Genomic DNA, 16846 nt, shown 5'->3' on the forward strand with positions numbered 1-16846 from the left:
CATGGAGAAAGTCGCGCGGCTCAGCATTCGGTCGGATCACCCGGTCATCAAGGATCACGTGGTGCAGGGGACGCCCATCCTGCCGGGGCTCGCCTACATCGATCTGCTGGTTCAGCTGGCGCAGAGCGCGATCGGCGTCTCGTATCGCGCCTGCACCCTGAAGCGGGTGGTGATCTACAGGCTCCTCACGGCGCCCGCCGAGCTCGAGATCGCCTTCAAGAAGGAGGCCGGCGCCTGGAGCATCACCGTCCGGGGCCGCCAGCCCGACACCCTTTACGTCACCGCCGAGCTGCACGAGGCGCCTCTCCCTCTCGACCGGCGGATCGATGCGCGGGCGTTGAAGCAGGCCGCGGTGCGCTCCCGTGATCTCGACGAGGTGTACGCGGGGGCTCGGGACCACGGCTTGGTTCACCGAGGGATCATCAAGGCGCAGGGGACGATCCACGTCACTCCTGCCGAGCCGCTCTTCGAGCTGCGCGTGGACGAGGCGTATCGCGAAGGAGCGAAGCAGCTGCTCTTCCATCCGACGCTTCTCGACGGCGCGGCGATGGCGGCCGCCACGCTCGGAGGCGAGTCGCCGGACGGGGACGACCTGTTCCTGCCGCTGTTCTACGAGGCCTTCTACGCCTCGGAGCCGCTGCAGACCGAGTGCCTGGCCTCGGCCACCATGAGCAAGCGGGGGGATCTGCACACGCTCGACCTCGCCTTCTTCGACCTGGAAGGCAGGCAGATCGCCGAGCTGAAGGGGCTGACGACGAAGCGGGTGCGAGAGCAAGGGCTCATGGCGTCGAAGCGGGAAGACGCCCCGCCGCAGCCCGCGCGGGTGGAGGCCCCGCCGCAGCCCGAGCGGGTGGAGATCCGAGGCGCTGGCCGCGAGGCTCCCGATCTGGAAGCGGTGCTGAGGAACGTCTTCGCCAAGCACCTCAGGCGGCCGCCGGGCGACCTCGAGCTCGATACCGTGTTCTTCGAGCTAGGGCTGGAGTCGGCGCAGCTCCTGATGGTCGTCAGGGACCTGGAGAACGCGCTCTCGCTGTCCCTGAACCCGACCCTGCTGTTCGAGACGAACAGCCTCCGGGACCTGATGGGCTTCCTGCGGGACATGCTGGAGCGGGAGCCGCGAAGGGCGGTGGAGCCCGTCGCCGTGGCCGCCCCGCCGCCGGTCGCCGCCGTTGCGCCGGTCGTGCCGGTCGTGCCGGTCGCCGCTGCTGCGCCGGTCGCGCCGGTCGCGCCCGCCGTCCGGCTGGCCGCCTCGAGCGGCATCGACATCGCCGTCGTCGGGATGTCGGGTCGCTATCCGAGGTCGTACGATCTGCACGCGTTCTGGAAGAACCTCGAGGCGGGCCTCGACTGCATCACGGAGGTTCCGAAGGACCGCTGGGACTGGCGGGAGTATCACTCGGACGACCGCACAAAGCCGGGGCACATCTTCAGCAAGTGGGGCGGCTTCATCGAGGATCACGACAAGTTCGACCCGATGTTCTTCAACATCGCTCCGCGCGAAGCGGACGCGATGGACCCGCAGGAGCGCCTCTTCCTGGAGCATTGCTGGGCCGCGCTCGAGGACGCCGGGTACGTGCGGGAGGATCTGCAGAAGCGCGGCGGTCGCTATCTGCCCGGTCAAGTCGGCGTGTTCGCGGGCGCGATGTTCCAGGAGTATCCCCTGTTCGCGGCGGAGTCCTCCGTGCGGGGAGAGCGCTTCGGCCTGCCGGGCGGCATCAGCTCGATCACGTCGCGCGTCTCCTATTTCTGCAACTTCCACGGTCCGAGCCTGGCCGTGGACACGATGTGCTCCAGCTCGCTGACCGCCATCTACCTCGCCTGCCAGCTCCTGCGGGGAGGCCGCATCGACTCGGCGCTCGCGGGAGGCGTCAACCTCACCATTCACCCCAACAAGTACCTTGCGCTGAGCCAGGGGCATTTCATTTCCTCCGAGGGTCAGTGCAAGAGCTTCGGCGTCGGCGGCGACGGCTACATCCCCGGAGAGGGCGTCGGCGTCCTGTACCTGAAGCGCCTGGAGGACGCGGAGCGGGACGGCGACCACATCTACGGGGTGATCAAGGGCGTGGCCGTCAACCACGGCGGCAAGGCGAGCGGCTACACCGTGCCGAGCCCTCGGGCGCAGGGCGCCGTCATCGCCCAGGCGCTGGAGGAGGCGAAGGTCGACCCGCGCACGATCACGTACGTGGAGGCGCACGGCACGGGGACGAAGCTCGGCGATCCGATCGAGATCGCCGGGCTGGCGAGCGCCTTCGGCGACGGCGCGCCGAAGCAAGCCTGCCGCATCGGATCGGCGAAGTCGAACATCGGGCACTGCGAGTCGGCCGCGGGGGTCGCCGGCGTGACGAAGGTGCTGCTGCAGATGAAGCACGGCAAGATCGTGCCCTCGCTGCACTCGGCGGAGCTGAATCCGAACATCGACTTCGCGTCGACGCCGTTCGTGGTCAATCAGGAGCTCGTCGCGTGGGCGCGTCCGGTCGTTGATGGCCAGGAGCAGCCGCGCCGCGCGGGCGTGTCGTCGTTCGGCGGGAGCGGCGCCAATGCTCACCTCGTCATCGAAGAGTACGTGCCCGCGGTGCGCCCTCCGGCGCCGGTTCAACCGGCGATCGTCGTGCTGTCCGCGAAGAGCCCGGACCGCCTTCAGGCGGTGGCGCAGCGGCTCGTCGGGTGGATCGATCAGGAGCGGCCGACGGACGCCCAGCTCGCGGAGGTGGCGTACACACTTCAGGTCGGGCGAGAGGCGATGGACGTGCGCCTCGGCTTCATCGCCCGATCGATGGCCGAGGTGCGCGAGCGGCTGCAGGACTTCCTGGATGGCAAGGAGAGGGCCGATCTCCACCGCGGCTCCGTGAAGGAGCGACGGGACGTCCTGTCCGTGTTCTCGGGGGATGAGGACGTGCAGGCGCTCCTCGATGTGTGGGCCGCGAAGCACAAGCACGCGAAGATCCTCGAGCTCTGGGTCAAGGGGCTCGGCTTCGACTGGAGCAAGCTCTACACCGCGGGCACGCCGCGCCGCATCTCCCTGCCGACGTACCCCTTCGCCCGCGACCGCCACTGGGTGACGCAGATCCAGGCGAAGGCGCGGATCGCGCAGGCTGCAGCGACGGTGTTGCACCCGCTGCTGCACAGGAACACGTCCGACCTGAGCGAGCAGCGCTTCTCGTCCGTGTTCTCGGGCGCCGAGCCCTTCCTCGCCGATCACGTCGTGGCGGGCAGCAGGGTGCTCCCGGGGGTGGCCTCTCTGGAGATGGCCCGCGCGGCCGTCGAGCAGTCGGCTGGCCTCGAAGGGCAGGGGCAGGCAGGGGTGCGCCTGAAGGACGTGGTCTGGGTCCGCCCGATCGCGGTGAAGGACCGGCCGGCCTCTGTGCACATCGCCCTCGCTCCGCAACAGAGCGAGAAGGGCGGCGAGCTTGCGTTCGAGGTGTACAGCAAGGAGGGCGAGCGCGCCGTCCACTGCCAGGGCCGCGCCGAGCTGGTCCCGGTGCCGGGCCGTCAGACGCTGGACCTGTCGTCTCTGCGGGCGGCGTGCGCGCAGGGCAGGTTCACCGCCGACGAGTGCTACGGGGCGTACCGCTCGGCGGGCATCGAGTACGGACCGGCGCATCGAGGCATCGAGGAGGTCCTCGTCGGCGCGGGCCAGGTGCTGGCGAGGCTTTCGCTGCCGCCTTCGGTGGCGCACACGCAAGACCGGTATGTCCTGCACCCGAGCCTGCTCGACTCCGCCTTCCAGGCCGCCGTGGTGTTGATGAAGGCCGAGACCTCCTCGAGGCCGTCGCTGCCGTTCGCCCTGGAGCAGGTGGAGATCTTCTCGGCGTGCACGCCCTCGATGTGGGCGTATCTCCGGCCGAGCGCGGGAGCCCAGCCCGGTGACAAGGTGCAGAAGCTCGATATCGACCTCTGCGACGCAGAGGGGGCGATCTGCGCGCGGATCCGGGGCCTGTCCTTCCGGGTGCTCGAAGGGGAGATCCAGAAGGGCGTTGGTCTGGCGCTGCTGGCCCCGCGCTGGACCGAGCGCGCCGCTGCGCCGGCGGGGACGAGGGCGGAGATCGCGAAGCACCTCGTGCTCCTCTGCGGCTGGGAGCCGTCCGTTGCAGGGTCCGTTGCAGGACGCGTGCAAGCGAGCCTGCCGGGCGTCGAGTGCCTGGCGCTGCAGGCGGACGGCCTCGACTTCGAGGCGTACGCCGCTCAGGCATTCACGCTGATCCAGGACATCCTCCGGGGCAAGCCCTCGGGCGACGTGCTGGTGCAGGTCGTCGTGTCGGATCTCCTCCTCACCGGGCTGAGCGGGCTGCTCCAGACGGCGGAGCGCGAGAACCCGCGGGTGAAGGGGCAGGTCATCCTCCTCGATGCGGCTTCGGAGCCTCAAGGCTTGATCGACGCGGTGACCGCGAACAGCGGTGTGCCGGGAGAGCGCCTGATCCAGGTTCGAGACGGGAAACGGTCGATCCGCGAGTGGCACGAGGTGACGCCGGGAGAAGACGCTTCGGGCCTCTTCCACCGCGACCGGGGCGTGTACCTGATCACGGGCGGCGCCGGCGGGCTGGGGTTGATCTTCGCGAAGGAGATCGCCGCGCGAGCCTCCGAGCCGACCGTGATCCTCACCGGGCGGTCTCCGCTCGACGAGGAGAGGCGGGCGCGGCTCGCGGAGCTCGAAGGGGCCGGCGCCAGGGCCGTCTATCGCCAGGTGGACGTCGCCGACGCGCGCGCGGTCGACGCGCTGCTGGAGGAGGTGCAGGCGGAGCACGGCTCGCTGAACGGCGTGATCCATTGCGCCGGCGTGAAGCGGGACAGCTTCATCCTCAAGAAGACGACGCAGGAGCTCCGGGAGGTGCTGGCCGCCAAGGTGGCCGGAACCCTCCACCTGGACCGGGCGACGCAGGGAATGCGCCTCGACTACTTCCTCCTGTGCTCGTCCGTCGCGGGCGCGGTGGGGAACATGGGGCAGGCCGACTATGCGATGGGCAACGCCTTCATGGACTCGTTCGCGGCGCACCGCAACGGCCTCGTTCGGCGCGGAGCTCGTCACGGCCGCACGCTCTCCATCAACTGGCCGCTCTGGAGAGAGGGCGGCATGCGCGTCGATCCGGAGACGGAGAGGCGGATGATGGAGACCACGGGCCTCGTGCCCATGGAGACGAGCTCGGGCCTGCGCGCGCTGCACCAAGGGCTCGCGTCGGGCCACGATCAGATCATGGCCCTGGAGGGCGATCGGAGGGCGCTGCGCGTGCCCGGGGCCACGCCGACCACGCCGGCCGCGGCGGAGCGGCCCGCGGCCGAGGCGAGGCCGGCGGCGGCGGCGGGGAAGGCTCGGCCAGCAGGCGGCGAGGCGCTGCTCCACGAGAAGGCTGTCCGCTATCTCAAGGAGCTGCTCTCGTCCGTCATCCAGACCTCGGCAGACCGCATCGACGCCGACGCGCCGATGGAGGCGTACGGCATCGATTCGGTCATGATCATGGAGCTGACGAACGTCCTGGAGCGGGAGTTCGGCTCGCTCTCCAAGACACTGTTCTTCGAGTACCAGACCATCGAGGCGCTCACCGGCTATTTCGTGGCAGCGCACCGGGCCAAGCTGGTCGCGCTGCTCGGCGGGGACGAAGCGAAGAGCGAGCCCGCGCCGGCGTCCGTGCAGGCGCCGGCCGCTGCGGCGCCGCGCGCCGCCCCCGCGCTGGCGAACGGCATCTCGGGGCGTCAGCGCTTCGCGGACGTGGCTCCTCCTGCCAAGGTGAACGGCATCTCGGGGCACCAGCACTTCGCGGCGGTGGCTCCTCCTGCGCTGGCGAACGGCGTCTCGGGGCATCACCACGTCGCGGCGGTGGCTCCTCACGCCGCAGACCCTGCCGTGGAGCGGCAGGGCGGCGCGCTCGACATCGCGATCGTCGGCGTCGCCGGGCGCTACCCGCAGGCGTCCGATGTGGCGCAGTTCTGGAAGAACCTCTGCGAAGGCAGGGACTGCATCACCGAGATCCCGCGGGAGCGCTGGGATCACAGCAAGTACTTCGACCCCGACAAGGACAAGCTCGGAAAGACGTACGCGAAGTGGGGCGGCTTCCTCGACGGGGTGGACCTCTTCGACCCGCTCTTCTTCAACATCTCCCCGCGCGAAGCGGAGATGATGGACCCGCAGGAGCGCCTGTTCCTGGAGGTGGCCTTCGAGACGCTGGAGGGAGCGGGCTACTCCCGCGACACCTTCACCGCGCGACAGCGGGCCGGGCTCACCCGGAACGTCGGTGTGTTCGTCGGGGTGATGTACGAGGAATACCAGCTCTACGGGGCGCAGGCGCAGCTGCTCGGCGAGCCGTTCGCCACGTCCGGCAACCCGTCGTCGGTGGCGAACCGCGTCTCGTACTTCTTCGACTTCCACGGCCCGAGCATGGCGGTCGACACGATGTGCTCGTCCTCGCTGACCGCGATCCACCTGGCGTGCCAGAGCCTCTTGCGCGGCGAGTGCGAGATGGCGATCGCGGGCGGCGTCAACGTGTCGGTTCACCCGAACAAATACCTGCTGCTCGGACAGGGAAAGTTCGCCTCGAGCAAGGGGCGCTGCGAGAGCTTCGGGGTGGGCGGCGACGGGTACGTGCCGGGCGAGGGCGCCGGCGCGGTCCTGCTGAAGCCGCTGGACAGGGCGATCGCGGATGGAGACCAGATCCTCGGCGTCATCAAGGCCACCGCGATAAACCACGGAGGCAAGACGAACGGCTACACCGTCCCGAATCCGAACGCGCAGAGGACCGTGATCCAGCGCGCCTACGACGGCGCGGGCCTGAACCCGCGCGCCGTCAGCTACATCGAGGCGCACGGGACCGGCACGTCCCTGGGAGACCCGATCGAGATCACGGGGCTCTCCAAGGCGTTCCTGCCGATGACGCAGGACAAGCAGTTCTGCGCGATCGGCTCGGTCAAGTCGAACATCGGCCACTGCGAGAGCGCGGCCGGCATCGCGGGGATCACCAAGGTCCTGCTGCAGATGAAGCACGGGCAGCTGGCGCCCTCGCTCCATTCGGAGACGTTGAACCCCAACATCGACTTCACCCAGACGCCGTTCTATGTCCAGCGAGGGCTCTCCGAGTGGAAGCGCCCGGTCCTCTCGGTCGACGGCGCAGCCCGAGAGTTTCCGCGGCTGGCAGGCATCTCGTCGTTCGGGGCCGGCGGCTCGAATGCCCACGTGGTCATCGAGGAGTACCGGGCGGAGCCGCGAGCCCCTGAGCACGCGATCGACGCGGAGCACCCCGCCTGGATCGTCCTCTCCGCGAGGAACAAGGAGCAGCTGAGGGAGCTCGTGCGGCGGTTCGTGGACGCGGCCCGCGACGGCCGGCTCACCGACGCGGAGCTCGCCGGGGTCGCGTACACGCTCCAGACGGGCCGCGACGCGATGGATGAGCGCCTCGGGCTGACGGCGGCGTCGGTCCAAGAGCTCCAGCACAAGCTGGAGCAGTACCTCGCCGGCGACGAGGGCGTGGCGGGCCTGTTCCGCGGGGCTGCCAAGCGCGACAGGGACCAGCTGGCGCAGCTGACCGCGAATCGAGACGTGGAGAGGTCGTTCCGCAACGGCGAGCTGCTCGCCCTGTGGACGAAGGGGCTCGCCGTCGACTGGAGCCAGCTGTACGGCGCGCACAAACCCCGGCGTGTGGCGCTGCCGACGTATCCGTTCGCGCGCAAGCGCTACTGGGTCCCCACACTGTCCGTGCAGGCGCCCGCCGCGGCGGCCACCGCCGCGCCGGCCGTCGCGATCCTTCATCCCCTCGTGCACCAGAACACGACGGATCTGGACGGGATCCGCTTCTCCACCACGTTCTCGGGACGAGAGTTCTTCCTGACCGATCACCGGATCAAAGGTGATGGAGTCTTGCCGGGCGTGGCGTACCTGGAGATGGCGCGGGCCGCTGTCCATGCGGCGGCCGGCTCGATGAAGGAGCGCAAGGCCCTCCGGCTGTGCAACATCGTCTGGGCCAGGCCGATCGTCGTGGGGGAAGCGCCCGTCGACGTGCAGATCGGCCTGGAGAAGAGGAAGAACGGCGATATCGTCGTCCGGGTCTCCCAGGACGGCGCGAGCGTCAACAGCCAGGGTATCGCCGTGTTCCGACCGGTGCAGGGCGCGCCCGCCGTCGAGCTGGCAGCGCTGCGGGCCGCGTGCAGCGGGCAGATGTCGGCAGCGCAGTGCTACGAAGCCTTCGAGTCGCTCGGCATCCAGTACGGCCCGGCCCACCGAGCGATCGAGGCGATTCACCTCGGCGCGAACGAGGTGCTGGCGAGGCTCGTCCTCCCTGCCTCGGTCGCCGAGACCTTGCCCGAGTTCGTCCTGCACCCCAGCCTGCTCGACGCCGCGCTCCAGGCCTCCATCGGCCTGGCGGCCGGCAAGGGCAATGGCGAGGGCAAGGCCATGCTCCCGTTTGCCCTGGATCAGCTCGATGTCTACAAGAACGTGTCGCCCACGATGTGGGCCCATATCCGGTTCAGCGAGGGCAGCCGCGCGGACGCGCCGGTCGCGAAGATCGACATCGATCTGCTGGATGACGGCGGAACCGTCTGTGTCCGCATGAAGGGCCTGTCGTCGAGGGCCCTGGAAGGGACCCGGCCGCACAAGGATCCCTCCCTGGCCATGCTGGTCCCGCAATGGAACCCGAGCGCGGTTCGCGTGGGCGCCGTGCAGCCGGCGCCGACCGACCGCCTCGCGGTCGTGGGCGGGACGACGGAGCAACGGCTCCGCGTGAAGCGAGTCTTCCCCGAGGCGCAGGACGTCGAGCTCGCGCCGGGAGACTCCATCGACGACATCACGGCGAAGCTGCAGGCGCAGGGCTCCATCGACCACGTCCTCTGGATCGCTCCGGAGCCTTCCGGCTCGGCGCTCCTCGCGGACGCCCTGATCGAGGAGCACAACGGCGGGGTGCTCCTCTGCTTCCGGTTCGTGAAGGCGCTGCTGGGCCTGGGCTTCGGCAGCCGCGCGCTGGGCTGGACCGTGATCACCACGCAGGCGCAGAGCGTCGGCGCTCACGATCCCGTCGATCCCACACACGCCGGGCTTCACGGGCTGATCGGATCCATGGCGAAGGAGTACCCGGGCTGGAGGGTCCGCGTCCTCGACATGCCGCGCGGGGGCGAGTGGCCCCTGGCCGAGCTGTTCACCCTCCCGGCCGATCCCCAGGGGAACGCGCGGGTGTACCGGGATGGACGCTGGTACGAGCCCAAATTGGCGCCGATGGAGGCCGCGCCAGCCGGCAAGCCGGTGTACAGGCGCGGGGGAGTCTACGTCGTCATCGGCGGCGCGGGCGGGATCGGCGAGGTCTGGAGCGAGACCATGATCCGCCGGTATCAGGCGCAGATCGTCTGGATCGGCCGGCGCCCTCAGGACGCCGCCATCCAGGCGAAAATCGACAAGCTCTCGGCCCACGGCCCGGCCCCCGTCTACCTGTCAGCCGACGCAGCGGACCTGGAGCGGATGCGGTGGGCGTGCCGGGAGATCAAGCAGCGCTTCGGGCAGATCCACGGCGTGGTCCACTCCGCCATCGTGCTCCTGGACCAGAGCCTCGCCAACATGGATGAGGGCCGGTTCCGCGCGAGCCTGTCCGCGAAGGTGGATGTCACCGTGCGCATGGCGCAGGCCTTCCAGGGGGAGCCGCTCGACTTCGCGCTGTTCTTCTCGTCGCTCAACTCGTTCACCCGAGGCCCGGGGCAGAGCAACTACGTTGCTGGCTGCGTCTTCAAGGACGCCTTCGCGCAGGCGCTCGCCGGCGAGTGGCCCTGCGCCGTGAAGGTGATCAACTGGGGCTACTGGGGGAGCGTGGGGGTCGTGGCGTCGAAGGCCTATCGCGAGCGCATGGCGCAGGCGGGCATCGGCTCGATCGAGCCTGCCGAGGCGATGGAGGCGCTGGAGACGCTGATGTCGGGTCCGGCGAGCCAGGTGGCCTTCGTCAAGACGGCCTCCGCCGCGGCGCCCGCGGCTAACACGGCCAAAAAAGCACCCGGTTCGATGATCAGCAGGATGCGGCGCCACCTCTCGGCGCAAGACGGGAACTACGAGCATGCATGAGATTCCCCTGAAGTTGTTCCTCGGGCAGCTGCAGTCGATCGGCTTGTTCCAAGAGAAGCAGGCGACGGTCGCCGATCTTCGGAGCCGAGTGATCGCACCCTATCAGCGATGGCTGGACGAGACGATCGCCGTCTTCGAGCGGAGCGGCGAGCTCAGCTTCGATGGCCGGACGTGCGTGCTGCGCGACCCATCCGCCGTCGACCTCGACGCCGCATGGGCGGACTGGCACGCGAGGAAGACCAAAGCGATGGACGACCCGAGCGCGAAGGCGCAGGCGGAGCTCGTCGAGGCGACCCTGCGAGCGCTCCCGGCCATCCTCACCGGCAAGCAGCCGGCGACCGACGTGATGTTCCCCGGATCGTCGATGCGGCTCGTGGAGGGGATCTACAAAAACAACCCCGTCTCCGACCACTTCAACGAGGTGCTGGCCGACACGGTCGTCGCTTATCTGAAGGAGCGCGTGCTGGAAGAGGCGGGCGCGAAGATCCGCATCCTGGAGATCGGGGCGGGGACCGGCGGGACGAGCGCCATGCTCTTCCGGAAGCTGACGCCGTACCAGCAGCACGTGCGGGAGTATTGTTATACCGACGTCTCCAAGGCGTTCCTGATGCACGCGGAGCGGGAATACGGGCCGCAGCGCCCGTTCCTCTCGTACAAGCTGGTCAACGTGGAGCAGCCCCTCTCGGCCCAGGGCGTCGAGGTCGGCGGGTATGATCTGGTCATCGCCGCCAACGTGCTGCACGCGACGAAGAACGCGCGCCAGGCCCTCCGTCACGCCAAGGAGGCTCTACGGCCGAACGGCCTCTTGCTGCTGAACGAGATCAGCGTCAACTCGCTGTTCACGCACCTGACCTTCGGGTTGCTCGAGGGCTGGTGGCGATACGAGGACCCGGAGCTGCGCATCCCGGGCTGCCCGGGCCTCTCTCCGCAGGGCTGGCAGCGTGCCCTGGAGGCGGAAGGGTACCGGGAGGTGTTCTTTCCGGCCGAGCGCATGCACGATCTCGGGCAGCAGATCGTCGCGGCGGAGAGCGACGGGGTGGTCGCCGCGCAGGCGCGCCGGGCGGCGCCGGCCCCGGACGCCCCGGCTCGCCGAGCCGCGCCGGTCCCGGAGGCGCCGGCCCATCGCGCCGCGCCGTCCGGAGCGGGCGCCGCGCCGTCGAGCGTCGTGGCGGAGCAGGTGCGCGCGGCCATCCGCGAGAGCATCTGCGAGACGCTGAAGATGACCGAGGACGAGATCCAGGACGATCTCTCCTTCGCCGAGTACGGGGTGGACTCGATCCTCGCGGTGAACCTGATCAACCAGGTCAATGACAAGTGCGGGATCACCCTTCAGACGACCGTGCTGTTCGACTACAACAGCGTGGACCGCTTGAGCAGGCACATCGTGGAGTCCCATGGGGCGGCTCTTTCGGCTCGCGGACGAGAGAGCGCGCCGCGGGGAGCGCCCGCGCCCGTCGCGCACGACGCCGCGCTCGGCGACCCGGGGCGGGTGGAGCCGGCGGAGGCCGCGCGCCCTGGCCTGGCGGCCGTCGCGTCACAGGCGACGCCGCAGCAGAGCCTCGCCTCTGCTCCGGCGGAACGCGCCGTTCGCGCCGCCGTTCCCGCGGTCGCCGCGGCCGCGCCGGCTCGGCCTCTGACGCCGACCGTCGTCGAGCCGCTGGAGCGGAGCGCTGATCTGCCCACGTACCACAAGGTGGTGATCGACCGCCCGGGGGCGATCGACGACCTCCGCCTTGTCGAGGCGGTCGTGCCGGGGCTGAAGGACGGCGAGGTGCAGATCGCCGTCCGCGCCTTCTCGTTGAACTTCGGGGACATCCTCTGCGTCCGAGGGCTGTATCCGACCATGCCGCCGTACCCGTTCACGCCGGGGTTCGAGGCGAGCGGCGTGGTGGTCAAGGTCGGGCGCGCCGTCACGGGGGTCGCGCCGGGTGATGAGGTGATCTTCGGAGCCGCCGAGGCGTTCGGCGGACAGGCGACGTTGATCACGTGCAACCAGGAGCAGGTCTCGCCGAAGCCGGAGGGCCTGACGTTCGAGGAGGCCTGCGCGCTCCCGACCGTCGCCCTGACGATGATCGACGCCTTCCGCAAAGCCCAGCTGAAGAAGGGTGAGCGGATCCTCATCCAGACGGCGACGGGCGGCACCGGCCTGATCGCGGTCCAGCTGGCGCTGCACCTCGGCGCGGAGATCTACGCGACGGCGGGCTCGCAGCACAAGCTCGATTACCTGAAGCGCATGGGCGTTCACCATGTGATCAACTACCTGGAGTCCGACTTCGAGCGAGAGGTGAAGCGCCTGACGAACGGTCGAGGCGTGGACGTCGTCATCAATACGCTGTCCGGCGACGCGATCCAGAAGGGGCTGAACTGCTTGCGGTCGGGCGGGCGTTATGTCGAGCTCGCGATGACCGCGCTGAAGTCGGCGAAGTCGATCGACCTGTCGGTCCTCAACAACAACCAGGTCTTCTACAGCGTCGACCTGCGCAAGCTCTGCTTCGAGAGGCCGGAGACGATCGCCGACTATCAGGCCGAGCTGTCCGAGTACGTCCAACAGGGCGTCCTGCGCCCCACGATCTCCCGCGAGTTCTCCTTCGAGCAGATCAAGGACGCGTACCGGTGCATGGATAACCGGGGCAACATCGGCAAGATCGTCGTCTCGATCCCGGAGGCGTACCAGTACCGGGAAGCCGAGGGCGCGGGGGCCGCGGTTCACGCTCGAAAGCAGGCCGTGTTCAAGGAGCCGATCGCCATCATCGGCGTGAGCGGCCGGTTCGCCGGGTCGAGGGACCCCGGTGAGCTCTGGGAGCACCTCGCCGCCGGCAGGGACCTGACCGGCGAGGTCAAGCGCTGGGATCTGTCCAAGCACCTTCCGGCGGACAAGCCGTTCTGCAACCACGGCAGCTTCCTGGACGACATCGACAGGTTCGACCCGGTGTTCTTCAACATCTCCGGGCGCGAAGCGACGTACATGGACCCGCAGCAGCGGCTCTTCCTCGAAGAGGCCTGGAACGCGCTGGAGAACGCCGGGTACGTGGGCGAGCAGGTCAGCGGGCTCCCGTGCGGGGTGTACGCGGGGTGCTGCGTCGGCGACTACCAGGTGCTGTTCGACGGCGAGCCGCCTGCCCAGGCCTTCTGGGGCAACCACAACTCGGTGATCCCGTCCCGCATCTCGTATCACCTGAACCTGCAAGGCCCCGCGGTGGCGATCGACACGGCGTGCTCGAGCTCGCTCGTCGCGATCCACAACGCGTGTCAGGCGCTCTGGACGCACGAGATCGACATGGCCCTGGCCGGCGGTGTCTTCGTGCAGTCCTCTCCGGGGTTCTACATCTCCTCGAACCGGGCGGGCATGCTGTCGCCGACGGGGAAGTGCCGCGCGTTCGATCAGGGCGCGGACGGGTTCGTCCCCGGAGAAGGGGTCGGCCTCGTCGTGCTGAAGCGCCTGAGCGAGGCGATCGCGGACGGGGATCAGATCCACGGCGTCATCCGCGGGTCCGGCCTCAACCAGGACGGCACGACCAACGGCATCACGGCGCCGAGCGCCCTGTCGCAGGAGCGGCTGGAGCTCCGCGTGTACGAGTCCTTCCAGATCGATCCGGCGCAGATCCAGATGGTGGAGGCGCACGGCACCGGGACGAAGCTGGGCGATCCGATCGAGTTCGACGCGCTCAACAGGGCGTTCAGGGCCCACACGGACAAGAAAGAGTTCTGCGCGCTCGGCTCCGTGAAGACAAACCTCGGGCACACGTCGGCCGCGGCCGGGATGGCGGGTGTGATCAAGATCCTGCTCGCCATGAAGAACAAGCAGATCCCTCCGTCGCTGCACTTCAGCGAGGCGAACTCGCACATCACGTTCAAGGACAGCCCGTTCTACGTGAACACGACGCTGAAGGAGTGGCAGGTCGCCCGGAACGAGAAGCGCCGCGCGGCGGTGAGCTCCTTCGGGTTCAGCGGCACCAACGCGCACCTGGTGATCGAGGAGGCCCCGCGCGTGGCGCGCAGGCACGCCGCCGCGCCGGGTTATCTGATCGCGCTGAGCGCGCGCACCGAGGAGCAGCTCAAGCAGCAGGTGGAGCGGCTCGTCGCTCATTGCGAGCGGAATGAAGGGCTCGACCTTGGCGACGTCAGCTACACGCTGCTGGTGGGGCGCAGGCACTTCAAGCATCGGCTGGCGGTCGTGGTCCGGGATCGGGGCGACCTGCTGAAGGTGCTCCGGAGGGTGCTGGAGAAGGGCAAGGCACCGCAGGTGTTCACGGCGAACCTGCAAGAGAACCCGCGCCGTGAGGTCCAGTCGCTCAAACGGTACGGAGAGCAGTGCATCCAGGAGTGCAGGTCGCCGGGCGACGCGGACCGGTACGTCGAGAACCTGGCTGCGATCGCGGAGCTGTTCGTCCAGGGGTACGGCCTGGAGCTCGCGAACCTGTTCCCGCGAGGGGCGTATTCGAAGCTCTCGCTCCCGACCTACCCGTTCTCCCGCGAGCGCTACTGGGTCGCGGAGGCCCGGCAAGAGGCACCCGCGCTCGCCCCGCGAACGCCGAGCGCGATCGCGGCGCCGCCTCCGCCGCCGAGCGCGGTCGTCGCGCCGCCTCCGCCGCCGAGCGTGGCCGTGGCGCCGCCGGCACCGCTGAGCGCGGTCGCGACGCCGCCGCCGCCGAGGGCACCGGCCGCCGCCGCGTCAGCCTCGGTCTCGGCCCAGCAGCTGCGGGAGGAGCTAAGGAAGAGCCTGGCAGAGATCTTGTTCGTCAGCCCGGCCGACATCGACGTCAATGCGAAATTCATCGAGATGGGCCTCGATTCCATCATCGGCGTCGAGTGGGTCCAGTCGCTCAACAAGAAGTACGGTATCACGCTCACGGCGAACAACGTCTATGCGCACCCGAGCATCGCGGAGTTCGCGGAGCTCCTGGCGCGCGAGCTGAGCGCGGCCCAGGGCCAGGCCGCGGCGAGCCCTGCGCAGGATGCCGGCCTCCAGCCCGTCCGGACCGCCCCGGCGGCGACGCCGCCTGCTCCGGCAGCGCCGCCTGCTGCGGCAGCGACGCCGCCCGCGGCGCAGGCCACGGCGACCGCCGGAGCGCCGGGCGCCCCGGCGAGCGCCCCGCGGCGGGCGGTGGTCTCGCCGACGGAGCTGCAGGAGCAGCTGGTAGCGAGCCTCGCGGAGCTCCTGTTCCTCGCCAAGAGCGATATCGACGTCAACAAGAAGCTCATCGAGATGGGCCTCGATTCGATCCTGGGCGTCGAGTGGGTGCACTCGCTCAACAAGAAGTACGGGGTGTCGATCACCGCGAACAACGTCTACGAGAATCCGACCATCGCGGAGTTCGCCAGCTTCCTCGCCGGTGAGCTGAACGGGACCGCGGCGCCGGCCGCGCCCGCGCCGCGCGCACCGGCCCCACCGCCCGCGGAGGCGGCCGCGCCCGCGCCGCGCGCACCGGCCCCGCCGCCTGCGCCGGCCGCGCCCGCGCCCAGCAAGCCGGCGGCGGTCACCTTGCAGCCGGTCAGCACGGTGCTGCAGCCGGTCAGCACGGTGCTGCAGCCGGTCAGCACGACGCCGAGCTCACCGCCCCAGGCAGGAGCGCCCCCGCGGCTGACCTTGACGCCGGTATCGACCGTCAAGGCGGTCTCGGCCCCCGGCCCGCAGCCCGAAGCGCCGCGGCCGCTCCAGCTGTCGTCGCTCCAGCCTGTTCGGACCGGCCGCTCCGGACCGGAGCCGGGCACGAATGGCCTGAAGCCCGTGACCTACAACGGTAACGGCAACGGCAACGGCAAAAGCGCCTCGGCCAATGAGCCGCTGCCGCTCCCAAAGACGCCGGCGCAAGCCGCACCGTCGCAGATCTCGGAGCTGGTGGCCCTGAACCGGGAGACCGCGGGGCGGCCCGTCTTCTGGGTCCACGCCGCGCTGGGCGGCGTCGAGCTCTACCAGCCGCTCGCTCCGAAGATTCAGCGCCCGTTCTACGGCATCCAGGCGCGCGGCTGGCTCAACGACCAGCCGCCGCTGCACGGGATCCGGGCGATGGCCGCCTACTACGTGCAGATCATTCGCACGGTCCAGCCCCAGGGCCCCTACGATGTCGGCGGCTATTCGCTGGGCGGCATGCTGGCCTACGAGGTCACCCGCCAGCTGCAGGAGATGGGCGAGGTCGTGAGCTCCATCGTCATGCTGGATACCTTCGACTCCATCGGCGCGAAGAAGATCGACATCCCCGACGCGCTGTTCGGAAAGAGCCTTGCGCTCCAGACTGTCAACGCCTCCCTGTTCCTCCCCATCGTGCAGCACCCCGAGAAGATGACGTCGACGCTCATCCACCGCGGCGAGGTCGACGTCGATCTCGACTACGAGGAGTTCGTAAAGCGTCTTATCCAGCTCGCCCAGTCGCGAGGCCTGACCCGCTCGGAGAGCCTGATGCACGAGATGATCAGGCAGTGCACGAAGGTCCAGGAGGCGTACAAGATCACCGAGTACGCGATCGAGCCGCTCCCCCGGCCGGCCGAGGTCGCGTGCCACTACTTCCGCAACAAGAACGGCCACTTCTTCGGCGAGCTCGATCCGTACTTCGCGATCGCCGACGGCATCTTCGCCGTCGATCAGGAGAACTACTGGAGCGAGTGGGAGCAGCTCCTGCCGAACCTGAGCATGGTCGACGTCGACGCATCGAATCACATGTGGTTCCTGTCGGAAGCCCAGGTGTTCGAGACCATCTCGCGGTTCTGCGGCGCGCTGTACTCCCTCCAGGGGTTGCCGCCTGAGTTCCACGAGGCGTTCCGCCGGGAGGCGGAGAAGATCCACGGAAGCGCGCCCGCGCGCTCGCAGCTCGTCGACTCGGTATAGGT

1 protein-coding gene and 1 pseudogene are annotated in these 16846 nt (G+C 69.3%); both read left to right on the forward strand.

The genetic code is table 11. From position 1 onward, the window contains the following. Position 1 precedes the first annotated feature (1 nt). A pseudogene (locus tag WME90_RS43450) lies at positions 2–9757 on the forward strand (SDR family NAD(P)-dependent oxidoreductase); the annotation flags it as partial. 256 nt (positions 9758–10013) lie between these two features. Then, a complete protein-coding gene (locus WME90_RS43455) occupies positions 10014–16844 on the forward strand; it encodes a beta-ketoacyl synthase N-terminal-like domain-containing protein (protein ID WP_437277979.1) in 6831 nt (2276 codons plus the stop codon). The last annotated feature ends 2 nt before the right edge of the window (positions 16845–16846 follow it).

The sequence above is a fragment of the Sorangium sp. So ce375 genome (assembly GCF_051473855.1).
Taxonomy (GTDB): domain Bacteria; phylum Myxococcota_A; class Polyangia; order Polyangiales; family Polyangiaceae; genus Sorangium.

Bases quoted from the DNA above. Each gene is read 5' to 3' on its own strand.
- WME90_RS43455 (WP_437277979.1), top strand. From the start codon at position 10,014: ATGCATGAGATTCCCCTGAAGTTGTTCCTCGGGCAGCTGCAGTCGATC.